Here is a 25,152-nt window from a genome sequence, read left to right as displayed (position 1 = left end):
GCCGCGTTCAGGGCTTTGGAACCGGGGTTTTACATGGTGTTCAGGGAACAATCAGGGTGTTCCCCGAGCCTTGTGGTTGCGTTCGGGCTGTGTAATGGAAGCATGAGCAGTCCACATATGAATTCGTATCAACAGCCGCAGCCGGGCAAAGCTCCGCGGCGTTTCTTTACATGGGTGCGTTCTTCCGGATTAATCCGCGGCAATGATCGTTGGATTGGCGGCGTATGCAGTGGTATCGCGCAGCGTCTCGGTTGGAGTCCGACATTAGTGCGTGCGCTGATGATTGTGGCCACGCTGTTCTTTGGTTTTGGCGCGGCGCTATACGCAATGGGATGGTTTCTCATTCCCGATGTGCGCAGCGGGCAGATTCTCGCCGAAGATTTGATTGAAGGCCAGTGGGATTGGAATTGTCTTGGCTGCTTCCTGTTTATGGCTGTGGCTGTGCTGATTCCAGGCGCCGGCTGGGTGTGCATTGCGCTCGCCGCTCTGGTGCTGTGGCTGATTGCGCAAAGCGGTGTTCGTCAGCAGGAAGGATACGGTTTCGGGTACCACGGTGGTCAGTCCACCGCGCCGCCGAATAATCCGAACGGACCGAATAATCCGAATAACCTTGCACCGAACCCCTCTATGCAACCGTCTGCAACGATGCCTCCATATGTTTCACAACCTGTTTCACAGTCGGTTCCATATGTTTCACAGCCTGTTCCGCAGGCGGGGCAGCGGCCGTATAATCCCACAAGCGGCTCTGCGGCGATGCCGGTAGATGGCATCCCTGCGGGCAAGTATGCAATGCCCAATCCTGTCGCGGCTGCGGCGCCGCGTTCCTCCACCCGCCGCAAGCCGGCCGGCCCGGTTGTGGTGCTGAGCGTATTGGGACTGTCCTTCATTTCTTTCGCTGCCGTTATGGCGGTGATTTGGGAATATGACATGGACGTCAGTGGCATCGTGCGCGTGGGCACCATATGGATTTCCGCAGTATGCGTGGTGATGGGTCTGATTGTCATTGTGCTGGGATTCAAGGGGCGTCGTGCAGGTGGACTGATTCCGCTGGGCTTGATGGCCGGAGCCTGCGCGATGTGCATGATTATCGCGAGCGGTACGTATGCCATCCGCCATTACGATGCGACGCATACCAATATCAGTTACACGGATATCACGCTGTCCAGTGCTGGCGGCCATGCGTCGGTGGACGCGTATGGTATGAACCAGGTGCAGGTCAACGACCAGTTTTATGCGGATTCCAGCCAACGGACATTCGATAAACTCGTGAGGGGCGTATGGTTCTCCGGTGACGACTACGACTCCAGCCAGGCTGTGCTTGACCTGTCGGATTGGGAAAGCAGCCATGCGCCTCATAAGCTGGAATTGTCGAATGGCAATACGTCCATCAGCAACTGCCCGGCGGGAACCATCACCATATCCGCGGTTCAGGCTCAGGTTCACATCATTCTTCCTGACGGGTGCTCCTACGGCATTGGCAGTGCGTGGCGCGGGTACACGTACAGCAACAGCATGGGCGGCAAGTATGCGGTGATATATGACACGGTGGACCTTATCGGGTTTTCCGATACCGATCAGGGGTATTCCATCGACAGCTATGACACCAACTATGCCTGGATGACGGACGATAGCAAAATGCCGGCAAATGGCCCTGAGCTGCTCGTAGACATCCCCTTCTCGGCCGGCGCCCGGGTGAATATGATCTATATCTCGGATTGGGAAGGGTCGACGTATATGCAATTCAGGAACAACTTCGATACGACGAACGGATACACCGAGGACTCAGGAAAGGCAGAATGATGAGCGACGACACCAAGGAACTGAAGACCATCGAAGACCAGGCCAAGACCCGTCCGCTGTCGGTATCCGACGATGCAGACGAGACCAAGGTGCTGCATTCGCCCGATAATGAAACGGCGGCTGAGACCGAGGTGCTGCCAACAGCTGCAGATGCGGTGGAGACCTCGGCCCTGCCCGTGGTTGACGGCAGTATTGATGAGACTCGGCCAATGACTACGGCGGCTGATGGTTCGGCAACGACGGTGATTCCGGCTGCTGACGACAATCAGGAATCTGAAGATATCGTGTCGGACGACCACGAGAAGACGATTCCTCTGGAGGCGGTTGCCGATACGTCAATTCCGCCCGCAAGCGACATTCCGCTCTATGCGGCGGGCAACGCTTCCTCGGGGAATGAACAGACTGCATCTGGAACTTCGCCTAATGCGGAATTCGCCTCATCCGCACAGCATGTGGATGCTCAGTCTCAGTCGAGCACAAGGATGGAACCTGCCAAGAAAAGCAGCATCAGTACACTGACCGTTGTTTTCGGTCTATTGGGCGTATTGATTGGCGCACTGGGGTTGTTCTTCGGCGTGACGTTCCCCGATATGCTGATCACACAGTTCGCCGCTGATCCGCAGGTGTTGGTGGCTATTGTCTGCGCAATAGTGGGCGTGGTCTTGGTGGCCATAGCTATCGTGTGGGCCATTATGGGCGCCGTGAAGAAAAAATAACTCGTATTGTTTGGCAAGCCCCTTTGCGAGCACAGCTGACTGAGGGGCTAAGAAATCATACTTCGGTACTATGCGATATCTGAAGTAAGGCGTTCTATGCTTGTGGGGGAGGTAGAACGGATGACGCGGATCACAGTGCGGCGAGTGCTGAATATCGCTGCGATTGCGGTGGTGATTGCGTTAGTGTTCTCCCTGCTTGGCTGGGCGATGATGCCGCAGTGGAGCACTCGGCCTTATAGCGATCATATTGCCGTTTCCTCGCCTGATCCCGCTATTGCTCCTGCTCATGCGGACATTCCGCATGAGGGCAGATATCGCACTCGTGAAACGAAGTTGTCTATTGAAGTGGACGATGGAGTCACGTTGCCGGCCATCTTGCGGGAGCCGATTGATGCGCCTGGCAGTCGCCCGGCCTGCCTGTTCATCCATGGATCCGGCACCAGCGGGGCCGAGGACTTCGGCGACATTGCCAACGCTATGGCATCCGCCGGTATTGTGACGCTGGTTCCGGCCAAGCGCAATGACAATTACACCGTGCTGCATCGCGACTACCAGCGATTCGCCCGCGAATACAGCAGTTCTTTGGATGTGTTGCGTAGCACTGCAGGCGTCGATCCGGCAAAAACCGGCATCTACGCCGAATCCGAAGGCACATGGATATCCACGATTCTGGCATCCAAGCGGCAGGATATCGCTTTTGCCGTCCTGACTTCGGCACCAGTATTTAAAGGTCGCGAGCAAATGGCCATGGCCGTCAGCGCCTATATGCATGAAGCCGGCGCGCCCGCTCCTGTGGTCAAAGACACGGCCAAACTCATGTCGCTCAACTACGCTCCTTTTGATCTTGCCTATGCCGATTTCGATGCCGATCATTACCTGCGTTCTTTGACCATGCCGCTTCTGGTGAATTACGGCGCTTCTGACACCGCCATGCCCATTGAGCAAGGTGCGCAGCGCATCATTGACGCGGCTCGCAGCGCAGGCAATGAGAACGTTACTGTGCGGTACTTTGTCGGCAACCATCAGATGCGGGCCGGCAAGGGACTGTTCACGCTGAATCTACCGTTGGCGCAAGGGTATACGCAGGCGTTGGAGAACTGGGTGAATGGTATTGCCGCAGGCGCTCAGGCTGACGGATGGGCCACGCCACAGATCGCCGGAGTGCATCCTCATCAGCAGTTTGCGGCACCGCAGCAAACCAAGTCGGGTATTATCGGCTCGCTTGGTGTGTTGGCGGGCATCATGATTGCAGGGCCGGTGCTTATGCTGATTGCGGTCATACTTGGTATTGCCATGGATATTGTGGATTGGCTGCGCATGCGCGGTGCGTTGGGTCGGCGTGTACCAGGACGAAACATGCCTGCCGGATGGAATCAGCCGTATCGGAGAGATGCCGGTACGCATGTTGACGATGATGGCAACCGTCACCGGCGTCGTAATGCAATAGTTGTTGACGGTAACCGCCTGTACACGTTGCGCGATTGGCGTGCGATGCATGCCAATCCTGTGTTGGCGTGGCGGGCCATGCCCCGTAGTGTTGCAGGGCCTATTGCCGGCTTAGGCGTTGCGATAATGGTGATTACCGTACTGCTGTACGGGTATATGGGTGCCGTAGGGGTGGCGGCTGTATATGTTATGCCACATCCGCGGCTTTTCGGCATCGGATGGCGGGTATTGCAGGCATTGACGGTGGTGCTGGTACTGCTGTTCGCCGTGGTCGCGGAGCGGTTATGGCGTCACCGCGCAGACATCATGGGCGCTCGCTGTGCGGCCGGCATCATCATGGTGGTGGCAGCGCTCGCTACATGCACTACACTGGCATTCTGGGGTCTATTCAGCCTGTAGTTGTGGTGCGCGCAGCGTCAGCGTTGAGCCGCCTCGGCCTCGTCAAGAGTGCTGAACCCGCCGAGTTGCACGGTGTTCAGCAAAGTTTCTTCGGTGATGTTGTGCTGAGGGGTTGTGTCGGCTCGTTCGCGGATCATCGCTTCATAGAGGTCAAAAGTCATGTCGGAGTATGTGCCGAGTTCGCCGCGTAGATATGTTTCAAATGAGGTGGTCGTTGGCGTGTCCTCGGCGGTGGTCAGCACGCGCATCGCCTCGCCAAGCTTTGGGTACCGCGAACGGAAATCGGCGGCCCACGCCACTTGCTGGGCGATTACCTGTTCTTGCCTGGACACACGAGATTCAGTCAGGCGCGGAATGTACGGTTCGATGTTCTTTGCGAAGTCGTCGGGTGCGGTGGAGGCCATCATGCGGCCGTATTTTTCGGTGACGAGATTGCGGCCAACGTGGTCGGCTTCGTCCAAATCAGCGGCGTAGCTGGAGAGCAGTGGCCGTTCCCATGTGAGGAACTGGGCCAAACGCATCTGGTGGAAAACCGGCCAATTGCCTTGGCAGGCGGCACGGCCGCCCTCGTTATTGGTGTGCTGAAATTGGTTCCATTCATGGTGCACAATGGTTTCACGCAGTTCGTCGGTGGTAAGGTTGTCGGTCATCTTCGAGCCTCACAAACTCTTGAGCACTGGATCGTCGGAGGCGATGTGATCTTCAATGTAAGGCCGTTGCCATTCCAGGAAGGTTTCGGTTGACGTGGTCAGGTGTTCCCTCTGGAGTTCCTTGACAATCTCTGCGGCGATATGTTCCACAATCCCGTTGATTTGGTCAATCGCCGGGGCGGAACCCTTGCCGCCCTCGCCGAAACCGGCGCCGCCGTAGCAAGCCGCTGAGCTCAGACGCATTACGCTTTCCAGTTGTTCGGCCACATCAGGCAGCAGCGCGAACATCGATTTGGACAGCTTGCGCAGTGCCGCGAACTGCCATTTGTAGTACGGCAGATAGCCGGCCACCATCGGCACATTGATGAGAAACACCAATGAGGAGGCGGCATTCACGAACTCGTGGATGGACAGCCATGCGGCGGCGCCATCGCCACGTTTCAGCGAACGTGGCAGATTGTATTGACCGGCTTGTGCGATCATGCCCAAACGCTTGGAAATCAGTGCCAGTCGCACATCGTCCGGCATATCTTTGAATCCTTGGCGGGTCTTGGAGAATTGCCCGGTGGGGTCTGCAAACACCTCGCCATTAGTGGCGGCGGCCAGTGTGGCCTCATCCAACATCAACCATTCGTGAGGCGAAGTCTGTGCCGGAGCGGTGCGGTATCCGGTGATCGACTCGAAGAAATCACCGATACGGAACACGCCATCGCGTCGGTTTGCGCCCTGTGCGCGTGGAGTGGCGGGGGAGGGAGTGCCATGGTCTGTTGCAATAGCCGAGGTATTCGTGGAGAATACCGCATGCCCTTGTGCGTCAATGCTGAAGTCTCGGGGCAGCGCGTCATAATCGGTCTGCAGTTGCTCGCCTATGGCGGTGTAATCCTCATCGGAAAGCCACAAGCAGAATCGCGGGCCGAAGTCATGGTCTTGCGAATATGCGTCATCGAACCCATAGCATTCCGATCCGTGCCCCACCAGACCGACGGCAATACGAGCAACGTATTGCGGGTATTTGGCTGCGATCATCGGTTTGCCGACCTGCGTCCAGAAAGCGCGGGCCAGTTTCAGGCCGGAAATTCCAACTACAGAAGTGGCGGTTGCGGCGGAATCGGATACCAAGGCAGTCGGCATGACTGGTGCATCGGTGGAATTTTGGCGAGAGGTGCCGGCGTTGGTCGCTTCCTGTGCGGACGCAGTGGTTGCATCCGTAGTGTCATTCGGAACGATATCGATACCCGCGGCTTGTGCCTGAGACTCGGCCTGCCGCAGATTGTCTTCGGTGATACGCCAGTAATCGGTGTCCTTGCCGTAGCATTCCTCGATCACGTCCAGCGCATGACGGTACCCGGCGACGGCATCTGCATATCGCTTTTCGGCAAAGCATACCTGCGCGTAGCCGGCCAATGCGGAGGCGTAATGTGCGGAATGCTCCAGATGACCGGTCTTATAGATATCCAATGCCTTGGCCGCGTGCCAGTGGGCGCCTTCCAGCTTGTGCTCGGTCAGCAAGGTCAGCGCCAGATTTGTATGCGAGCTGGCCACATCGATATCCTCGTCCGGGTTCACGCTCGATGCTTCGATGATGCGGAGTGCTTCGCGCAGCTCAAGCTCGGCCTTATCCGGTCGGTTCGTTTCGCTGTAGAGCATTGAGAGGTTATTGTGAAGCGCCGCAAGTCTGCGGTCGGTGGGCGCCAGCGAATGACGGCATACATCCTGGGCCTGGTGGTAGAGGTCTTCGGCCTGGTCATATTGCTTGGCGGCGCGCATGGCGGTGGCGCAGTTGATGAGCGTGGTGGCCCATGCTTCGGATGTGCCGGTGGTCAGGCCCATGCGAGCGGCCAGTTCCAGAGCTCGCTGCACGATCCACTGGTTGTCCTTATGACGTCCTTGCGAACGGTAGAAGCCCATTGTTTCGTTGAGTACGGTCAACAGTCCGGCTTCATCGCCGGCATTCTCTGCGTCAACCATCGCCTGTTCCAAATACGGGCCGGCTTCGGTGGCGGCCGCATGACGGTCGAAAATCGCGTCCAATCCGTTCAGGAATTGTTGGGTGTCAAAGCTCGTTGACGATTGTTCGGCGTTGGTCGCGGCCTGATTTTTTGGGTTGTTCGCGTGTTGTGCCGCGGCCGCTGCGTCTGTGTCGTCAGCATCATTCGGGCCGTGAGCGAATTGTGCGGCAAATTGTTTGAGCAATGCTTCTTCGTCAGCCACGAGAGACCTCCCTGAATCGCGTCTGATTCCAGTCTATTAATACTGTGCACAGACACGTCAGGGAATAGGCTGTGAGCTTGGTCTCAGTCGACCTTGATTTCACGCATGCGATGGATGGCCTCGGTGTCCGTTTCGCATCGCCATGAGTAGAACGTGAGCAGGCCGACTGCGAGCAGGGTGAGAGGAACGCCACCCAAACCGGTGAAGCGGTAGTTCATGGAGAATGAAGTGAGCATAGCACCGCCCACAATCGAGCCGATGGCATTGCCAAAATTGAATGCCACTTGTACGGCGGCTCCTGCAATGAGTTCGCCGCCTCCCTGACCGGCCTCGGTCATCAGCAATTGTTGCGGTGCGGAGATGAAGAACAATCCGAATGCAATCCAGAACGTCAACAACGCGGTAGTGCCATGGTTGCCGGGCAGCAGCACCACAAGCAGCAGACCAATGCAGGAGATGGACTGGCCGAGAGCGGCAGTGCCGGCATGACGCCACCGATCGGTAATACGGCCACCGATGATGCCGCCAACTACCATGCCGAATCCGGCGAGCATCATCAGCATTGGTACGAGGGAAGATGACCAGCCACCAGTCTTTTGCAGCCAGGGAGAGATGTAGCTCCACCAGCAGAACACGCCTGCGTTGCCAGTGAACACGGCAGCCAAGATCACCCAGGGGCCTCGGCGAGTGAGGAATTTGAACTGACCGGCGATGCCGGCATCTTTGATTGGTGCCACGAATGGAATCCATGCCAGTGACAGCACTATCGTCATTGCGGCCCATGCGGCCAGAATGCCGAAGGCAAGACGCCAGGAGAGAAACTCGGCCATCAAGGTGCCTGCCGGCACGCCCAACATATTGGCCAAAGTTTGTCCCGTGACCATTATGGATACGGCCTGCGCCTCTTTGCCTTTATCGGCCAGGGTTTTGGCGATAAGCGTGGCGGTGCCGAAGAATGCGCCGTGCGGCAGACCGGAGATGAATCGCGCAATGACGAGCATGGCAGCGTTGGCTGAGAATGCGGAGAACAGGTTACCCATCAAGGCGATAACCATGAACGCAATAATGAGATCCTTTGGTGGCACTTTGCGGCCGAACACCAGAATCAATGTGCCGAAACACACGCCGATGGCATACGCGGAAATATAGTGGCCGGCGGTAGGGATGTCCACGCCGGTGGCGGCTGCGGCCTGCGGCAGAATGCCCATCATCACGAACTCGGCGGCGCCGAGAATGAATGCGCCTGAGGCCAGCGCAAGCAAGCTCTTCTTCATATTTCCTCTCATGAGATTTCACGGTATTGCATACGGAAGCAGCGATCGATTGATTCGGGCGATATGTTACGGTGCGCCATCAACAATGCCATGAGCATGTGTTGCTTTGAATGCTTATTCCTTGTGCCGGTATTTATTCAGAGTCGTGCTGCACTTGAATAATGTTTTTTCGACACCTGCAACCATTCCAGCAATGAAATATCGCTGAAGAAATAGATAGGCAATGATGACGGGCAGTGCTGCGAGCAACGCAGCTGCGGCGCCTGTTCCGATATTGTTAGTTTGAGCTGCGAAAAATGCGGCTACTTGTGGAGCGATGGCATGTGGTGGTGCTCGATCGACCAAGAAGTCTGTCTGGGTGCAAATGCGCATTCCCGAAGATATTGCCATTGCGTCGGTGGATGGAACCGTTGATTGGCGGATTCTAGTGGTGGTTGCAACACAGGTGTTGCAACCACCACTAGAATCCGCCGACTTTCTTTAAGTCTCGGAACCCAAAATAATGATGTGGATAGTGATACTTGGTGAGGATAAAACAAAAAAAGGAGAAACGTTGAAAAATCAACGTTTCTCCTTATGGGTCGGGCTGGCGGGATTTGAACCCGCGGCCTCTTCGTCCCGAACGAAGCGCGCTACCAAGCTGCGCTACAGCCCGTTTTGGCAACAGTCGTAGATATTACATTATGGTGCTGGACAAAGCAACTCGGCATGTCGTTCTTAATCGTAGGCTTTGCGTACACTGATGAACCATGGCTGAAGTTGTTGAGAACACTGAAAATACTGAGAACGAAACCCCGGCAGTCCCGCAGATGAGCACTGTTGAGCGTGCGGAAATGCTGCTCAAGCAGGATGCCACTATCCGTGAGAAAATCAAGTCCGGCGCCACGCTGGACGAGGCTGTGGATCCCTCCAATAAGGAGTTCGGCCCGCTGGGTCACCCCGAGCAGGTGCAGATGCGCGTGGCCAAGCGCGCGATGATGCTTGAGTCCGGCATTGCCCCCTACCCGGTGCACCTTGATGTGACCAACACCATCGAAGAGGTACGCGCCAAGTACGACGGCAAGCTCGAAGCTGGCCAGGAGACCGAAGACATGGTCGGCATCGCCGGCCGCGTGCTGTTCCTGCGCAACGCTGGCGGCCTGTGCTTCGTGCAGCTGTCCGCCGGCGACGGCACCAGGATTCAGGGCATGATCTCCAAGAAGGAGATCGGAGCCGACTCCTTGAAGCAGTTCAAGCAGCTCGTTGACCTTGGCGATCATCTGTACCTGAAGGGTCGCGTCATCGCTTCCAAGACCGGTGAGCTGTCCGTATTCGCCACCGAATGGGCCATCGCATCCAAGGCTCTGCAGCCGCTGCCGGCCCTGCACAAGGATCTGAACGAAGACACCCGCACCCGCAAGCCGTACATCGGCATGATCGCGGACGAGAACATTCGCAACATGGTGCGCAATCGTTCCAAGGCCGTGGCATCCCTGCGTCGCACCTTCGATGCCCACGACTTCCTCGAGGTCGAAACCCCGATGCTGCAGACCCTGCACGGTGGCGCGGCCGCCCGTCCGTTCACCACGCACATGAACGCCTTCGACCTGGATCTGTACCTGCGCATCGCCCCGGAACTGTTCCTCAAGCGCTGCCTGGTCGGCGGCATCGACCGTGTGTTCGAGATCAACCGCGATTTCCGCAACGAGGGCGTCGACGCCACCCATGCTCCCGAGTTCACTATGGTCGAGGCCTACCAGGCCTACGGCACCTATGATTCCATCGGCCAGCTGGTCAAGGAACTCGTGCAGCAGACCGCTATGGACGTCTACGGTTCGCACAAGGTCACGCTGCTCGACGGCACTGAATACGACTTCGGCGGCGAATGGAAGACCATCAGCATGTACGACTCCCTGTCCGAGGCATTGGGCGAGGAAATCGTGCCGAACGGCGGCCCCGAGCACCCCGGTACCTCCGTGGAGCATCTGGGCGAGATCGCCGACAAGCTCGGTGTGGAGCGTGACGACGTGGAGAACCACGGCAAGCTCGTCGAGCACCTGTGGGAGCACTTCTACGAGGACAAGCTCTACGAGCCCACTTTCGTGCGTGACTTCCCGGTTGAAACCTCCCCGCTGGTCAAGGGGCACCGCACCAAGCCCGGCGTGGTGGAGAAGTGGGATCTCTACGTGCGCGGCTTCGAGCTGGCCACTGGCTACTCCGAGCTCAACGATCCGATCGTGCAGCGCGAACGCTTCGTGGCTCAGGCCAAGGACGCGCTCGCCGGTGACGAGGAAGCCTGCGATATTGATGAGGACTTCCTCGAGGCCCTTGGTGTGGGCATGCCCCCGGCAGGCGGCATGGGCATGGGCATTGACCGACTGCTTATCGCGCTGACCGGTGCCACGATTCGCGAGACCATCACCTTCCCGCTGGTCAAGCCGCTGGTTGGCTGAAACCTATTTCCGGCTCCCCTCGGGTGAGGGGAGCTGTCGAACGAAGTGAGACTGAGGGGAGTCGAAGGGTGATACCGCCAGCGACTCCCCTCAGTCACTTACGGTGACAGCTCCTCTCAGAGAGGGGAGCCGAGTTATATCGGAAAGAAGGTTGCTTATGTCCATTGGTTTGTGGCTCAAGGGTGCGCGTCCCAAGACGTTGGCCGCCTCCATCGCCTCGGTGATGGTGGGTGCGGCGATGGCTCGTGTGCATATCGAGCAGATGGGCACCTGCGTCGCAATCTATCCTGAGCCGGCTTATTGCGCCGTGAACCGGGCGCAGCAGGATCTGCTGTTGGGTCGGTTCTGGATGGTGACTTTCCTGTGCCTGTTGGTGGCGCTGTTCCTGCAAATCGCCGTCAACTATGCGAATGATTACTCCGATGGCGTTCGCGGTACCGATGCCGGACGTGGCGGTAGTGAATCGCAATCCGGCAAACCGCAGCGGTTGACCGAATCCGGTCTGGTGCCGGCCAAGCACGTATTCATTGCGGCAATCATCTGTGCAGGTATCGCCTGCGTCTGCGGCATTGCCGCCATCGTGATTTCCCAAGCATGGTGGCTGTTTGCCGTGGGTGCGGCCTCGCTAGTGGCCGGCTGGTTCTACACCGGTGGCAAGCATCCGTACGGTTATGTCGGTCTTGGAGAGGTCGGCGTGTTCCTGTTCTTCGGTCTGGCCGCAGTGTTGGGCACCGAATATGCGCTGTGTGGCATGGTGGATGTCGGCGGTCTGCTGGGTGCCGTGGCGGCAGGATTGTTCTCCTGCCACATACTGATGGTGAACAACCTACGTGATATCGACGAAGACCGCGAACATAACAAACGTACGCTGGCCGTGCGTATGGGGGAGTCCGGCGCACGCACGTTGCTGATTGTGTGCTGTGTTATTGCATGGATTATTGCCCTACTGATGTGCGGCACATTATGGTGGCCGTGGGGTGTGGTGCTGCTGCTCTCTGGAGCGGGTGTGCCGGTGCGCATGATTTCCAGCGTCAAGAAGCATGCATTTGGTCCCGCTTTGGGTGCGGCCAGCTTCCAGACGCTGCTGTTCGCAGTGGTGCTCGCACTTTCCGTAGCGCTGTAATTCCCTCAGTCAGCTACGCTGGCAGCTCCCCTTGGGAAGGGAGCCGGGAAAAGGAACGCGGCGTTGTGACCTAATTGAGATGAAATATCTAAGACGGATACTCGTGTTTGGCGGCATACGGCTGTAGACTGAACCGTATGACTTATAAATTAGTACTGCTCCGTCATGGACAGAGCGCATGGAATAAAACCAACCAGTTCACCGGCTGGGTCGACGTACCGCTGACCGAGCAGGGTGAAGCCGAAGCCAAGCGTGGCGGCGAGCTGCTCAAGGAGAAGAACGTCCTTCCGGACATCGTGTTCACCTCCCTGCTGCGTCGCGCCATCAACACTGCCAACATCGCTCTGGATGCCGCAGATCGCCTGTGGATTCCGGTTCAGCGTGATTGGCGTCTCAACGAGCGTCACTACGGCGCTCTGCAGGGCAAGAACAAGACCGAGATTCGCGAAGAGTACGGTGACGAGAAGTTCATGCTGTGGCGCCGTTCCTACGCCACTCCGCCGCCCGAGATCGACCCGAACGACCAGTACGCCCAGAATAACGACCCGCGCTACGCCGGCGATCCGGTTCCGGAAGCCGAGTGCCTGGCCAACGTTGTTGAGCGTGTGAAGCCGTACTTCGAGTCCGCCATCGAGCCGGAGCTGCGCGCTGGTAAGACCGTGTTGATTGCTGCTCACGGCAACAGCCTGCGTGCCATCGTCAAGATGCTGGACAACCTGTCCGAGGATGAGATCGCCAAGGTCAACATCCCGACCGCTATCCCGCTGCTCTACGAGCTGGACGAGAACTTCAAGCCGATCAAGCCGCGTGGTGAGTATCTGGACCCGGAGGCTGCCGCCGCCGGTGCCGCCGCTGTCGCTGCTCAGGGCCAGGAGTGAGCCTAAGCCGCTAATACGGTAAGCATTAGGGGAGTCGCACAATTATCGTGCGACTCCCTTTTGCTATGCCGAAACAAGTTTCAAACGGTTTGTGCCGCTCCACCACGAAGCGAACTCCCCACCGCGAGGTGAAATACCCACGACGTTGTGAAATGCCCACCACGTGGTGTCCCAAAACGGCGGAATTCCGCGAAATGCAAAATTCGGCTGACATCGTGGTGGGAGATTCACTACGTGGTGAGACATTTGCTACGTGGTGGATATGCCGGTGCACCGCCTAAAAGCAACAAAAAAACGGCGTCCAGCCGTAGCCGGATCGCCGCTTTTCGGGCATCCTCCTCAAGCCACAGGAGGATAAGTGTTCAATTATCAGTCGATGTCGGTGCCTTCGTCGCGGGTCGGCTCCTTGGTGGGGTCGAAGCCGGAGACGATGTAGACCACACGGCGGGCGGCGGACACGGCGTGATCGCCAAGGCGCTCCAGGAAGCGGCCCAGCAGCACGATGTCTACGGTCTGCTGACGAGTGATCTCGTCGGACAGCGCCAGGTCGAAGGTCCGGTGATGCAGCTCGTCCAGCTTGTCATCGGCCAGAATGATGGCCTCAGCGGTCTTGGCATCGCGGTCGGTGAGCATGGCCACCAGCTGATCGGCGGTGTTGTCCAGGAACGCGACCATGTCGGCAAATACCGGTTGAGCGGATTCCGGGATTGCGGCAGCCGGGTACGTGCGGCGTGCGGCTTCGGCCACGTGACGGGCCAAATCGCCCATACGCTCGAATGTGGAGGCCAGACGCATGGTGGAAACCACCACGCGCAGATCGGTGGCCACCGGATTCTGCTTGGCGAGCAGCTTCACGCACTGGTCGAGAACGGAGGACTCCAAAGCATCGATTTCGATGTCGCCATCAATCACGGTTTGAGCGGCTTCAACGTCCTGATTCAGCAGAGCATCCCCAGCTCCTTTGATCGCTTTGCGCACATCTTGCGCCATGCGGTCGAGGTCATCGGCAACCTGCTTCAGCTCCTCGTTAAAAATAACGCGCATTTCTCCAGCCTTTCATGCTTCTCGTTGTGCAACCTGTATCAGTGTATTATTCCAGCATTCCGTTCCTACTTCAATGTAGATAATGGCAACCTCAAGTTGTTCTACTGTTCATTGGGTTGTTCACCTGAAATTCATGTTATCGGCGTGCCGGTCGCACGTGAATGCCGCCGCACGTGTGGAACAATGAAAGTATGACATCGATGCCGTTTCCTGTTGTGGCTGCCCTCATTGTTGCGGCCGTTGTGTTGCTGGTACTAGTCGTTGTACTGGTGGTGGGATTCGTGACGCATCGCATTTCCTTGGATTCCCCGCTCATCGACGATGACGAGGATGACGACCTGTGCGACGATACCGCGGCCTTGCTCTCCATGCTGCCGACCACATCCATAGTGATTGATGACAATGATGATGTGGTGCGTTGCTCTCCGTCCGCCTACCGATTGGGTGTGGTCTCGGACGATGCCATTGCGGAGCAAGAGGTATTAAATGCCGTGCATGAGGTGCGGCAGACCGGCGGCAAACGTCAGTTCGATTTGACCACCGCCACTCCCGAACGGTACGACAGCGCCGAGAACAGAATCAATCATGTAGAGACACGATCGGTGCATCGACCGAACTGGCTGAAAGTTACTGTGGGGCGCATCAATGAGCATTTCATCGTGGTGTTGATTGCCGATGTAAGTGAGGCGATTCGGTTCTCCCAGGTGCGTGATTCATTCATTACGAACGTGTCTGAACAGTTGCTCAGCCCCACTGATGCCCTGGCCAAGCTTGCTGATTCTTTGGAGGCGGGAAACCTTGATGAGCGACAGGTGATGGACGATGCGCGGCAGGTGAAATCCAGCTGCAGCAAGCTCAACCACATGGTATCTGATTTGCTGCTGCTGATCCGTGCGCAGGAGCCTATTACGCCGTCTTCGGCCAACCGACTGAATGTGATGGGACAATTGCGGCAAGTGGCCGAACGTCTCGAACCTCTGGCTGCCCAGTCCAAAGTCCAGCTCAATGTCGCCGGCGATGAAGACTTGGTGATCAACGGCGAGACCGACCAGATCGACAGTGCCGTGACCAAGCTTATGGAAAACGCCATCGGATACTCTCCGGCGAATGGCACGGTGAGTGTGTCCGCGGTCAAATCCAAGGATGGAGAGCAGGCGGTAATCCGAGTCATCGACCAAGGCGTGGGCATTGCCAAGAAAGACCAAGCTCGTATCTTCGAGCGGTTCTATCGTGGCTCCTCGCAGAGCGAACGTACTGCGGATGGCGTTGGCTTGGGTCTGGCCATTGTCAAGCATGTGGCGCTGACGCATCACGGTGACGTATCCGTATGGAGTGCGCCGGGACAGGGCAGCACGTTCAGTCTGACACTGCCGTTGGCCCAATGATCATTGACCGAGACGGCGGTAGTCCCAGCGGTCGAAGTGTTCCCAAATCAGCAGCAGCACGCCGATAATCACGCCAGCAGCGCACATGATGACCAGCGGAAGGGTGCTGTGATTAAACGCCAGTAGAATCAGGGCGATGACCAGCGCCACAGCCCACAGGCCCGTACCCATGCCAAATGCCTTACGCAAATCCACTCGCACGGGTTTGGGTGCGGGTTTGCGGACGGCTGGGTCGATAATGGGTGCGAACTTCATACTCAACGACAATAGTAAACAGGAACGTCAAAAAAATGAGAGGGGCTATACATGCCCCTCTCCTGTACGTCGATGAATCGCTGGATACGATTGCGCTACATATGCTCGACCACATAGTCAATGCATGCGGTCAGAGCAGTGACGTCAGACGGTTCCACAGACGGGAACACGCCGACACGCAGCTGGTTGCGCCCCAGCTTGCGGTATCCGGCGCAGTCGACGATGCCGTTCTCTCGCAGAATGGCAAGCACCTGACTTGCCGGAACCTGCTCGTCCAGATCAATAGTGGCCACTGCGCTCGAGCGTGCTTCCGGATCGGAGACGAACGGCTGTGCATAGTCGGAACGCTCGGCCCAGGAGTACAGAATGGAAGCGGACTTGGCGCAACGAGCGATGGCCCAGTCGAGCCCGCCGTTGTTGTTCAGCCAGCGCACCTGATTCTCCATCATGATGAGTGTGGCCACGGCCGGCGTGTTCAGCGTCTGATCCTTGCGGGAATTGTTGAGTGCGCTGGTCAATGAGAGGAACGGAGGCACCCAGCGGCGTGCGCCTTCGAGGTGTGCGCTGGACTCAACACCTGCCGCACGGTCGATGGCGGCGGGAGAGAGCGCTGCCACCCACAGGCCGCCATCGGAGCCGAAGGCCTTCTGCGGGGAGAAGTAATAGACGTCGGTCTGGCTGATATCCACCGGCAGGGCGCCTGCCGCACTTGTGCCGTCGATAACAGTCAACGCGCCAGCTTCCAAGCTTTCCGGCACACGGCGAATCGGCGCTGCAACGCCGGTGGAGGTCTCATTGTGGGCCCAGCAGTAAGTGTCCACGCCCTCGGTGAGCTCAGGCAGACGATAGGTGCCGGGCTCGCCGGCGAACAACACCGGATCCTCAAGGAATGGTGCGTTGGCTGCGGAGGCGGCGAACTTCGCACTGAACGAGCCGTACGTGCCGAATGCGGCGCGGCGGGTAATCAACGATGCGCAGGCGATTTCCCAGAACGCACTGGCACCACCATTGCCCAAGGCGATTTCATAGCCTTCCGGCAGGTGGAAGAATTCGGTGAGCCCTTCGCGAATCGAGCCGACCAATTGCTTGACTGGAGTCTGGCGATGCGAAGTACCGAGCAGCGTGGTGGCGCCGGCGCCGAGCGCGGCGATTTGCTCCGTGCGAATCTTGCTGGGGCCAGAGCCGAAACGGCCGTCACTGGGTTTAAGCGATGCGGGAATGTTCACTGTCATGATTCCAAGGGTAGCCAGAGTGGGGGAGCTGTGTCATAACTTTTCCGATAATCGGATGAACAATAGGCGGTAAACGGTTGGAATGAAGCACTTTTCCGGTGATTTCAGGACACGAAGTAAAACGTTTGATGCACCCGAAGTGTAGGCTATGCGTTTGGGCATTGGCCCCAGTTCGTTGTACAGTAGCAAATTGTGACGGAACGGTGACGCCCATATCAGGTGCCCGTGAGCCCATCCAAGGAGTTTTTACAGTATGAAGCATGCTTCGCACAAGGCGACCAAGGTCTCGCGCCAGCAGTTCAGCTTAGCGAAGGTATTTTTTGCCTCCGGTAAAGGGTCCCATCGTGCTCGCGCCGTTCGTGCCATGCAAGCTGCCGGCAGCGATGCCGCCGTGCTGGGTCTTGATCCCGCGGTAGCTGAGAAGATTAACGAAATCGCTCCGCAGACCCGTCGTTCTATTCGTCAGGCCGCCCGCGCGGCTGAACGTCGCAGCCATATTCTTGCTTCTGCCTCTCTGGCAGCTTTGGCCGGCACTGCCGCCACTGCAATGGCTTTTGCCAACACTGAAGAGAATTCCCCGGTGCTTGCCGATGCGGCCACTACGACTACGCAGATTAAGCGCGTCACCGATGTGAGCTCCGCTTCCCGTTCCGAGGCCCGTACCGATTTGAATGAATCCGCGGCCAATGCCACGCAGTCCTCCAACGAGGGCGGCTGGGGCCTGAGCAACTCGGACAGCTCGTTGAATACCGACTTGATGAACCACAACACCGCCAACAACCCGGTGGTTGCCGCGTGGATGGACGGGGATCAGTCGGTGCTGCCTGCTGGTTTCAATCCGAACCATGCTGTAGGCAGGAGCGCGTCAAACACTTACCCGTGGGGTCAGTGCACGTGGTACGCCTATCAGCGCCGCACCGAGCTGGGTCTGCCGGTTGGTGGCAGCTTCGGTAACGGTGGTCAGTGGGCCTCCAGCGCCAGCGCGCTGGGCTACTGGGTGGACAGCACGCCTCGCCATGTGGGCGACGTCGTGGTGTTCCAGCCCGGCCAGCAAGGCGCTGATTCCTACTATGGGCATGTCGCCGTGGTCGAGAAGATCAACGCCGATGGTTCCATCGAGATATCCGAATCCAATGTGAAGGGTTTGGGTGTTATCTCCTCGCGTTCGTTCACTGCTGCTGAGGCTGGCTCGCTGCAGTACATTCATTACTGATCTGGCGCATTCGGCACGCCGAAGAAATCCAATGTTCCCAATGGGAGCAGACGGCATCGCATTTTGGGCCATTAACCGGCACGGTGTAAGGTGAAGGATTTATGAAGGCAAAATCAGCACTTTCTTCTGTTTTCGCGTCCTGTGTGGCGGTGGCATGTCTGTTTGCTGTTGTTCCCGCAGCCTCCGCCGATGAAGGCACAGTGACCTCTACGAAGTCGTTCCCGTCCTACTCGCAGGTTCGTCGTAACCTGACCGCCGAAGCTACTTCCACCTCCACTGATGACAATTCCAGCTGGGGTGATGTGGAAAGCTTGAATGTGCCACAGACGCAGTCTCCGGCCGAAAAAGAAGCCGCAGCTCGTAAGGCCGCCGAAGAGCAGGCCGCTAAGGAGCAGGACGCCGCTCAAGCGGCTCAGGCTCAATCCGCTGCAGCCAGCCGTAGCCAGGCTCGTACTTCGTTGAGCTATGCCGATACCGGTGCCGGTGTTTCCGCTGGTGCTGCGGCATCCGTTGATCGTGCGTACTCCTTGATCGGCAGTGCGATGGACTGCACCGCTCTGGTGTCTGCCGCGCTGGCTGCCCGTGGTATCAGCTTCCATGGATGGCCGGAACAGTATGCCAATGTTCCCGGTGGCTATGTGGTGACCGATGGTTCGCTGCAGCCGGGCGATATCCTGATTTACAAGTACACCAACGGTACCAATGGCGGCGCTCACTATGATCATGTTGGTCTTTATGTGGGAGGCGGCAAAGCCATTCACGGTGGTTGGACCGGCGGCGTTGTGGCGCTTGCCGGCACGTTGCCTAATCGCCTGACCATGGTGGTGCGCATTCCGTAAGCGCCAAAGGCTTTATACATCGACTCCGATTGCGTCAGCGTCGGAGTCGATTGCGTTATAGGGCTGATTGATGCTTCGGCGTGTTGCCTATGAGACCAGTCGGTTGATGCTGTGCTCGACTGGTGAAGATTGCCCCGGGTGTGTTACAGTTCCGTGTTGATGATGAATGCTAAATACATTGCTTCTACATTGGTGACGATTGCGGCCGCTGCCGCAATGTTCGCCTGTGTGACGCCGACGGTCAACGCTGCCGATATGGGCACTGCTGTGGTGTCTTCTCGCTCTTTCCCGAAAGTGACGACGGTCAAGAAGAACATTCTTGCCGAATCGACTGCCACCTCCACTGATGACAATTCCAGTTGGGGTGATGTGGAAAGCCTTGATGTGCCGCAGACGCAGTCTCAGGCTGAAAAGGATGCCGCAGCTCGTAAGGCCGCCGAAGAGCAGGCCGCCGCTCAGGCCCAGGCATCGCAGACCCAGGCCGCGAGCCGTTCGGCACAACGTGCCGCGATTCCGCAGGTTGATTTAGGCAGCGCCACTGGTTCCGGTGCTGATGTGGCCCGCTTTGCTTCCCAATTCAGCGGCTATCCCTATGTGTATGGCGGCAACACTCCCTCTGGTTGGGATTGCTCCGGCTTTGTGCAGTACGTATACGCGCAATTCGGCATCTCCCTGCCGCACTCCTCCGGCGCACAAGCCGGTGTGGGCACTGCTGTCGGTAGTCTCGCACAAGCGCAGCCAGGCGATATCGTTGCCAATGGCACTCATGCAGCTATCTATATCGGCAATGGTCTGGTCATGAACGCACTGTCTCCTGGCTTGGGAACGCAGGTGACCAGCACTTCCGTGTTCTCCGGCGGATATTCCATTCGCCGCGTGCTGTAGCTCGCATTGCTCTTATGAAGCGCGTCCCTCGGGGCGCGCTTTTTGCGTTTTTACCAGCGCTGTATGGAGTGGGGAGAAGTATTCCACGGCAAAGCGAGACATGTCCAGCAAAATTCCGTGTTGTTCTTTTTCGGCTGAGTTTGCCAGCAAATCCGAGTGTCGCGGGGTATTGTTGAAAGTACGCGATATTACATATCGCAATAACTTCAAGGAGGTCGTCATGATTAACGACAAGGCCATTCTCGTCGGTGTTGACGGGTCGCATGCCAGCTATAAGGCAACATGGTGGGCCGCGAATTATGCCAAGCATGCCGGACTCACGTTGCAGATTGTCTGCGCGTATTCCCTGCCGAGCTATGCTGCTGTATCGTTCGATGCCACATATACGGCGATGGGGGATGACAACGCCGCGCATTCCGATGCTCAGGAGATTCTGTCCAAGGCCAAGGCCATCGCAGATGAGCAGGGTGTGGAAGCTGCCACACTAATCGTCACGGGCGATCCCGCTTCGGTGTTCGTCGAACTATCGCGCAACTACAACCTCATCGTTATCGGCAACCGCGGCAAGGGAGGCTTGGCCGAGCGTCTGCTGGGCACCACGTCTTCGTCGCTGCCGGCATATGCATACTGCCCGATTGTGGTGGTTCCGTACACCGATGATGACGGTAACCTGATGCACTTGAACAACACCATCACCAAGGTGGCTGTCGGTTCCGACGAATCCAAGTGGGGTCTGAAGGCTCTGGAGATTGCCGCCGACTTTGCTGCCGTCTGGGGCGCAGAGCTGGATGTGATGTCCGCTGTGCCGAACCTGAAGGGCGTTGACGGCGAAGACGCGGTCATGGAATCCTACAAGGAAGACCTTGAGGTGCGTATCAAGCCCCTGCAGGAGGCCCATCCTGACCTGAAGATCAATAAGCAGATCGTCTCCGGCCCGGCCGTCAGTGCGTTGACCAAGGCTAGCTTCGACCATGATGTAGTGGTTGTAGGCTCTCGTGGCCGCGGTGGCTTCACCGGTCTGCTGCTGGGTTCCACCAGTCAGGGACTGCTGCAGCATGCAGCCGGACCGGTGTATGTGGTGCCGCGCAAGTATGTGGAGGCTGCTGAGTCTCGTCTTGACACCGTGCCGAGCTCGCCTGCTGATGTGCCCACCAAGTCGTTGGAGGAGATTGCCGGCGTCGAGGAGATTCCGGTGACCAAGGCCGAGCCCGAGGTGGCCAAGAAGATCGAGGAAACCATCGATCCTGATCGGCAGTAAGTCTCAATACGGAAAGAGGCTCCCAATGGGAGCCTCTTCGTTTTTTCTGCTTTCGTTCAACTGTCGTCTCTCTCAGGCTTCGCCTACAGACAGCTCACTGGGCTGTCTGCTTCACGGCTCAGCCTCAGGGGAGCCAAGTAAGTCTCAGTGCTTGACGGTGACGCTCATGCGCACCGGGGTTTCCTGCACGTATGTGTGCTTGACCGTGCAGCCCTTGTCGATGTGACGGGTGACGCGCTCCTTGAGCTTGTCGGCGTCCTCATCGCTCAAGCCTGCGTCGGAAGCATCGATCACCACTTGCTCGTCAAAGCCGGTGTAGGCGTCGCCGTCGGCGTCATAGGTGCCATCCACCACAATCTTGGCGCCCTTGCCTTCACCCAGCGTGTGTTCGATGGCGAACTGGCTGGACAGTGCCGCGCAACCAGCCAGCGCGACCTTCATCAGATCACCCGGCGTGAACTGGCCGCGATCCTTGCCGAACTTGATGTGCGCGCCGTCATCGCTGAACGCATCCCATGAACCGTCCTTGTTGCGCTCAACCCACAGTCGCTTACCCATGGCTATCCTCTTTCATTTCATCCGTCGGCGAACTGGCTCTATCGACCGATACCGGCGGGGAAGCACGGTTCGTGACCGGTGCTCCCGTTTATGTGGACGTCTCTATTATGCCTCTAAGCTACACTGGTGCGTATGGCTTTGACCGAAGAACAACTTGCAGATATCCGTTCCCGTATTCCTGCGCGCCCCCAAACCGACATTCCCATGCCGTATGAGAATCTGGTACGCAAGATTCTGACCGAAGGCACGCTGAAGTCCGATCGCACCGGAACCGGTACGATTTCCCTGTTCGGGCAGCAAATGCGTTTCGACTTGTCCCAGTATTTCCCACTGCTGACCACCAAAACGGTGTTCTTCAAAGGGCTGGCCTACGAGCTGCTGTGGTTCCTCAAGGGCTCTTCGAATATCAATTGGCTGCTGGAGCATAACGTCCACATCTGGGATGAATGGGCGGATGAGAACGGCGATTTGGGCCCGGTCTACGGCGTGCAGTGGCGTTCCTGGCCGGCTCCCACTCCTGAGGATCCGAACCGCACCATCGACCAGATTTCCAATGTGCTTGATCTGATCAAGAATCATCCCGATTCCCGCCGTATGGTCGTCTCCGCGTGGAACCCGGCCGAGGTGGAGAAGATGGCGTTGCCTCCCTGCCATGCGCTGTTCCAGTTCTACGTGGCCAATGGCAAGCTCTCCTGCCAGCTGTACCAGCGTTCCTGCGACATGTTCCTTGGCGTGCCGTTCAATATCGCTTCCTACTCGTTGCTGACCATGATGATGGCCCAGCAGGCTGGTCTTGAACCTGGCGAATTCGTCTGGACCGGTGGTGACTGCCACGTCTACGACAACCATGTCGACCAGTTCCTGGAGCAGCTGAGCCGCGACCCGTACCCTTACCCGACCATTGAAATCCGCAAGGCTGATTCCTTGTTCGATTACCAGTATGAGGACTTCACCATCGTCGGATACCAGCATCACCCCACCATCAAGGCGCCTGTTGCTGTCTGATATTGTCTGACCAGGCATTGTCCGCAGGGCATAAAACTTGGGCCGTGAACGCGGCCCGAGTCTGCGCTGTCCACTACACTAAGGCCCAGTTCCGCAATCCAAAAGGAGTACAGCGAAATGGAGCATGACAGTAGCCGTAGCGGCTATCACGAACCCGAGCCCGGATCTGCCGGGCTGTCTGCCACTGAAGAAGACTGGGGCGATGATTTCCCCAAGACTTTCTCGGTGAATCTTATTTGGGCTCAGGCCCGCGACAAGGAAGGTCGCGCTGGTGCCATCGGGCTCAACGGCGGTATGCCTTGGCATTGCGCTGAAGACATGAAGCATTTCAAGGAGCTGACCGTCTCTCATCCGGTGATTATGGGCCGTAAGACCTGGGAATCGCTTGGTGTGAAGTACCGTCCGTTGCCCAACCGTGACAACATTGTGATTTCCCATGATCCGATGTATCGTGCGCCGGGGGCGACCGTGGTCACCGGCCTTGATGATGCGCTTGATCTGGCTCGTCAGGAGGCGATTCCGGATGACGGTCTGGATCGTTCCGAGATTTGGGTCATCGGAGGTGCACAGCTGTTCTCCGAGGCGCTGCCGTTTGCGGATAAGGCCTATGTGACCGATCTTGACGCCACTGTGGATGCCGATGCCTATGCTCCGGATGTCGAATCGCTGGTTGAAGCAGGGCTTTGGCATGAAGCTGAAGCGGGGGAGTGGCTCACGCCCGCGAAGGACGAGCCCGGCATCGCCGCGTACCGTTTCCGCATCTTGCGCAAGACCAAGTGATGCAGCGACCTCGTTGACGGTTGATGGTTCGGCCGCCTGACGAGGTTCTGCATATTACCCACCGTGTGATAATCCGTACTGGCCAGTGATGGCCCCGATTAAGAATGAGACCGTGATGACTGACACTCAGCCCTATACCGTAATGACCGTTTGCACCGGCAATATCTGCCGTTCCCCCATGGGAGAGATTATCTTGCGCCACTTCTTCAATGAGCGCGGACTGGGTGATCAGGTGGATGTGGAGTCCAGTGGTGTTTCCGATGAGGAATGGAGCCATCCGATTGACCCGCGTGCCGTGCGCGTGCTGCGCGAGCGTGGATATGGCGACGAGATCCCGCGCGATCATTTTGCTCATCGCATCTCCCGCGAGGAAATCGAGCGTACCGACTTGTTCCTGCCGATGACCGCCTCGCATATGCGCTCGCTGCTGCGCATGCTGCCTGCCGGCAAGCGTGCTGAAGTGCATATGTACCGCAGCTTCGATCCGAACCTGCCCAAGCCGAAGCCTGGACGTGAGGATCAGATTGACTTGGTCGACCCGTGGTACGGCGGACAGCATGAGTTCGAGGTCGCGATTGACCAGATCGAGGAAGTCGCGCCCTATATCGTCGACTGGGTGGCCCAACAATTGTGAGTTTTTGGCTCCCCTCTCTGAGGGGAGCTGTCCGCGTAGCGGACTGAGGGGAGTTCTCAGAACACCAGCTGCACCAGCAGCATGTACACGATTGTGCCGCTAAGAATGCCATAGGAGGCTCCAAGAAACAGGAATCCCAAGCAGATGGGGATGGTGAGCGGGAAGGCCGCTTTGAGAGCCGGCAGCCAGCGGTTGGTGTTGCGTGTGGGTGTCGTGACCGAGTGGCCATCGGATGATCCATGCGACGACGTGAATCGGGTGCCGTCGTGTGCCATGCTGGTTGTTTCCCTCTCTATGCCGGCCACGCCGGGCACTTCATCATTCATCACTGGCATGGTTCCACTATCACGCACATTATGGCTCAGAACGAATACGGCACCCCGGCAACGCGAGTGGGTCGCCGGGGTGCCGGGGTGCCGGAGTGCCGGAGTGCCGGAGTGCCGAAATGCCGAAATGCCGAAGCGGTGTATGGGTGCCGCCCGGCTCAGACTGGTCACGCCCGGGTCAGTTTCTTGTTCCTGAGACGCAGCACGACATCGGCGGAGTCGGCGACGCGCTTGGAATGCGTCACCACGATCACGCATTTGCCGATCTGATGGGCGGCGTGCTGCAGCAGATGAATCACCTCGTCGGTCATCTCCGGGTCGAGGCTGCCCGTCGGCTCGTCCGCGAGAATCGCGCGGCCCGGCGCGACCAGCGCGCGGCCGACCGCCACCCGTTGACGCTGGCCGCCCGACAGGTGCATGATGTTGCGTTTGGATTCCTCACGGCTCAAACCCAGTTCCTCGAGGATCTTCATGTCGGCCTTGGTGCTGACCAGCCGCAGGTTCTCTTCGGGGGTGAGGTAGTCGATCAGGTTATGGTCCTGGAACACCAGGGACACGTGCTCCCGACGGTGCTTCGCATAGCCCGATGCGGCGATGTCCTCCCCTTCGAAGCGAACCACTCCCCGGGAGGGGGCGTCCAGGCCGGCCAGCAGCGACAGCAGCGTGCTCTTGCCGGCGCCGGACGGGCCGGTGATCGCATACATCTTCCCGGATTCGAAATCCGCGCTGACATCCGAAAGAACAAGGATCTTCGCCGCGCCGTAGGCGTAATCGACGTGGTCCAGTTGCAGACAGTTAGACATGATTGG

23 protein-coding genes, 1 tRNA gene and 1 pseudogene are annotated in these 25,152 nt (G+C 58.0%); 14 read left to right on the top strand and 11 right to left on the bottom strand.

Annotated elements, in window-relative coordinates; all coding sequences use genetic code 11:
• The first annotated feature begins 117 nt into the window (after positions 1-117).
• From BBBR_RS08050 to BBBR_RS08040, 3 genes are all read left to right on the top strand, one after another.
• Complete coding sequence (locus tag BBBR_RS08050; RefSeq protein WP_025332433.1) at positions 118-1,800, top strand: PspC domain-containing protein; 1,683 nt, start codon at positions 118-120, stop codon at positions 1,798-1,800.
• Entirely contained in the window at positions 1,797-2,516 is a 720-nt protein-coding gene (locus BBBR_RS08045; RefSeq protein WP_003829958.1) for an Asp23/Gls24 family envelope stress response protein, read from the top strand. Before BBBR_RS08050 ends, BBBR_RS08045 begins: the two co-directional genes overlap by 4 nt.
• Before the next feature lie 120 nt (positions 2,517-2,636).
• Positions 2,637-4,361, top strand: coding sequence for an alpha/beta hydrolase family protein (locus BBBR_RS08040; protein ID WP_032738307.1), 1,725 nt, complete (start codon positions 2,637-2,639; stop codon positions 4,359-4,361).
• 17 nt (positions 4,362-4,378) lie between these two features.
• Here BBBR_RS08040 and BBBR_RS08035 read toward each other — a convergent pair whose 3' ends face one another.
• The 5 genes from BBBR_RS08035 to BBBR_RS08015 all read right to left on the bottom strand — a co-directional run bounded on the left by BBBR_RS08035 (position 4,379) and on the right by BBBR_RS08015 (position 9,151).
• Positions 4,379-5,011 carry a DUF4125 family protein gene (locus tag BBBR_RS08035; protein ID WP_003829960.1) on the bottom strand — a complete coding sequence of 211 codons (633 nt, stop codon included), beginning with the start codon at positions 5,009-5,011 and terminating at the stop codon, positions 4,379-4,381.
• Between the two features lie 9 nt (positions 5,012-5,020).
• Positions 5,021-7,222, bottom strand: coding sequence for a DUF4037 domain-containing protein (locus BBBR_RS08030; protein ID WP_003829961.1), 2,202 nt, complete (start codon positions 7,220-7,222; stop codon positions 5,021-5,023).
• Positions 7,223-7,305: 83 nt separating this feature from the next.
• Positions 7,306-8,496: an MFS transporter gene (locus BBBR_RS08025; protein WP_003829962.1), complete on the bottom strand. Its 1,191-nt coding sequence runs from the start codon at positions 8,494-8,496 to the stop codon at positions 7,306-7,308.
• Between the two features lie 114 nt (positions 8,497-8,610).
• Positions 8,611-8,886 (bottom strand): maltose ABC transporter permease, encoded by a 276-nt coding sequence (locus tag BBBR_RS08020; protein ID WP_223261670.1) that lies wholly within the window; start codon positions 8,884-8,886, stop codon positions 8,611-8,613.
• Positions 8,887-9,077: 191 nt separating this feature from the next.
• A tRNA-Pro gene (locus BBBR_RS08015) sits at positions 9,078-9,151 on the bottom strand.
• A 94-nt stretch (positions 9,152-9,245) separates the two neighbouring features.
• Between BBBR_RS08015 and lysS the strand changes: the two genes are divergently transcribed.
• From lysS to BBBR_RS08000, 3 genes are all read left to right on the top strand, one after another.
• Positions 9,246-10,928 carry a lysine--tRNA ligase gene (gene lysS / locus BBBR_RS08010; RefSeq protein ID WP_003829965.1) on the top strand — a complete coding sequence of 561 codons (1,683 nt, stop codon included), beginning with the start codon at positions 9,246-9,248 and terminating at the stop codon, positions 10,926-10,928.
• Between the two features lie 157 nt (positions 10,929-11,085).
• Positions 11,086-12,051 carry a 1,4-dihydroxy-2-naphthoate octaprenyltransferase gene (gene menA / locus BBBR_RS08005; protein ID WP_033892452.1) on the top strand — a complete coding sequence of 322 codons (966 nt, stop codon included), beginning with the start codon at positions 11,086-11,088 and terminating at the stop codon, positions 12,049-12,051.
• 137 nt (positions 12,052-12,188) lie between these two features.
• The gene (locus BBBR_RS08000) at positions 12,189-12,929 is read left to right on the top strand and encodes a phosphoglyceromutase (RefSeq protein ID WP_003829967.1); all 741 of its coding nucleotides are present in this window, start codon (positions 12,189-12,191) and stop codon (positions 12,927-12,929) included.
• Positions 12,930-13,298: 369 nt separating this feature from the next.
• Here the strand turns inward: BBBR_RS08000 and phoU are convergent, their stop codons facing one another.
• Positions 13,299-13,973: a phosphate signaling complex protein PhoU gene (gene phoU, locus BBBR_RS07995; RefSeq protein WP_003829968.1), complete on the bottom strand. Its 675-nt coding sequence runs from the start codon at positions 13,971-13,973 to the stop codon at positions 13,299-13,301.
• 191 nt (positions 13,974-14,164) lie between these two features.
• On the opposite strand from phoU, the gene BBBR_RS07990 reads away from it, so the two are divergent.
• On the top strand, positions 14,165-15,358 hold the full coding sequence (locus BBBR_RS07990; protein WP_019727328.1) for a sensor histidine kinase: 1,194 nt from the start codon (positions 14,165-14,167) through the stop codon (positions 15,356-15,358).
• On the opposite strand, the gene BBBR_RS07985 is transcribed toward BBBR_RS07990, so the two are convergent.
• Together BBBR_RS07985 and serC are read right to left on the bottom strand one after the other, a co-directional pair.
• Positions 15,359-15,613, bottom strand: a complete 255-nt coding sequence (locus BBBR_RS07985) for a hypothetical protein (protein WP_003829971.1) — start codon at positions 15,611-15,613, stop codon at positions 15,359-15,361.
• Between the two features lie 95 nt (positions 15,614-15,708).
• The gene (gene serC, locus BBBR_RS07980; RefSeq protein ID WP_003829972.1) at positions 15,709-16,845 is read right to left on the bottom strand and encodes a phosphoserine transaminase; all 1,137 of its coding nucleotides are present in this window, start codon (positions 16,843-16,845) and stop codon (positions 15,709-15,711) included.
• 253 nt (positions 16,846-17,098) lie between these two features.
• On the opposite strand from serC, the gene BBBR_RS07975 reads away from it, so the two are divergent.
• From BBBR_RS07975 to BBBR_RS07960, 4 genes are all read left to right on the top strand, one after another.
• On the top strand, positions 17,099-18,058 hold the full coding sequence (locus tag BBBR_RS07975) for a CHAP domain-containing protein (protein ID WP_003829974.1): 960 nt from the start codon (positions 17,099-17,101) through the stop codon (positions 18,056-18,058).
• Between the two features lie 101 nt (positions 18,059-18,159).
• Positions 18,160-18,897: an NlpC/P60 family protein gene (locus tag BBBR_RS07970; RefSeq protein WP_003829978.1), complete on the top strand. Its 738-nt coding sequence runs from the start codon at positions 18,160-18,162 to the stop codon at positions 18,895-18,897.
• Positions 18,898-19,056: 159 nt separating this feature from the next.
• Positions 19,057-19,782 carry a C40 family peptidase gene (locus BBBR_RS07965; RefSeq protein WP_003829981.1) on the top strand — a complete coding sequence of 242 codons (726 nt, stop codon included), beginning with the start codon at positions 19,057-19,059 and terminating at the stop codon, positions 19,780-19,782.
• 220 nt (positions 19,783-20,002) lie between these two features.
• Positions 20,003-21,040 carry a universal stress protein gene (locus BBBR_RS07960; RefSeq protein WP_032738308.1) on the top strand — a complete coding sequence of 346 codons (1,038 nt, stop codon included), beginning with the start codon at positions 20,003-20,005 and terminating at the stop codon, positions 21,038-21,040.
• Between the two features lie 144 nt (positions 21,041-21,184).
• Here BBBR_RS07960 and BBBR_RS07955 read toward each other — a convergent pair whose 3' ends face one another.
• Positions 21,185-21,598 (bottom strand): OsmC family protein, encoded by a 414-nt coding sequence (locus BBBR_RS07955; RefSeq protein WP_003829986.1) that lies wholly within the window; start codon positions 21,596-21,598, stop codon positions 21,185-21,187.
• 204 nt (positions 21,599-21,802) lie between these two features.
• Here BBBR_RS07955 and BBBR_RS07950 point away from each other — a divergent pair, with 204 nt between their 5' ends.
• The 3 genes from BBBR_RS07950 (at position 21,803) to BBBR_RS07940 (ending at position 24,017) form a co-directional block, all read left to right on the top strand.
• Positions 21,803-22,603 carry a thymidylate synthase gene (locus tag BBBR_RS07950; RefSeq protein WP_015439172.1) on the top strand — a complete coding sequence of 267 codons (801 nt, stop codon included), beginning with the start codon at positions 21,803-21,805 and terminating at the stop codon, positions 22,601-22,603.
• Between the two features lie 117 nt (positions 22,604-22,720).
• Entirely contained in the window at positions 22,721-23,383 is a 663-nt protein-coding gene (locus BBBR_RS07945) for a dihydrofolate reductase (protein ID WP_003829989.1), read from the top strand.
• A gap of 115 nt (positions 23,384-23,498) precedes the next feature.
• The gene (locus BBBR_RS07940) at positions 23,499-24,017 is read left to right on the top strand and encodes a low molecular weight protein-tyrosine-phosphatase (protein WP_015439171.1); all 519 of its coding nucleotides are present in this window, start codon (positions 23,499-23,501) and stop codon (positions 24,015-24,017) included.
• A 92-nt stretch (positions 24,018-24,109) separates the two neighbouring features.
• Here the strand turns inward: BBBR_RS07940 and BBBR_RS11275 are convergent.
• Together BBBR_RS11275 and BBBR_RS07930 are read right to left on the bottom strand one after the other, a co-directional pair.
• Positions 24,110-24,202: pseudogene (locus BBBR_RS11275) on the bottom strand (branched-chain amino acid ABC transporter permease); the annotation flags it as partial.
• Between the two features lie 308 nt (positions 24,203-24,510).
• On the bottom strand, positions 24,511-25,146 hold the full coding sequence (locus BBBR_RS07930) for an ABC transporter ATP-binding protein (RefSeq protein WP_003829995.1): 636 nt from the start codon (positions 25,144-25,146) through the stop codon (positions 24,511-24,513).
• Positions 25,147-25,152 lie beyond the last annotated feature (6 nt).

It is taken from the genome of Bifidobacterium breve DSM 20213 = JCM 1192 (genome assembly GCF_001025175.1).
GTDB classification, from domain to species: domain Bacteria; phylum Actinomycetota; class Actinomycetes; order Actinomycetales; family Bifidobacteriaceae; genus Bifidobacterium; species Bifidobacterium breve.
This window is presented reverse-complemented; position numbering and strand designations above follow the sequence as displayed.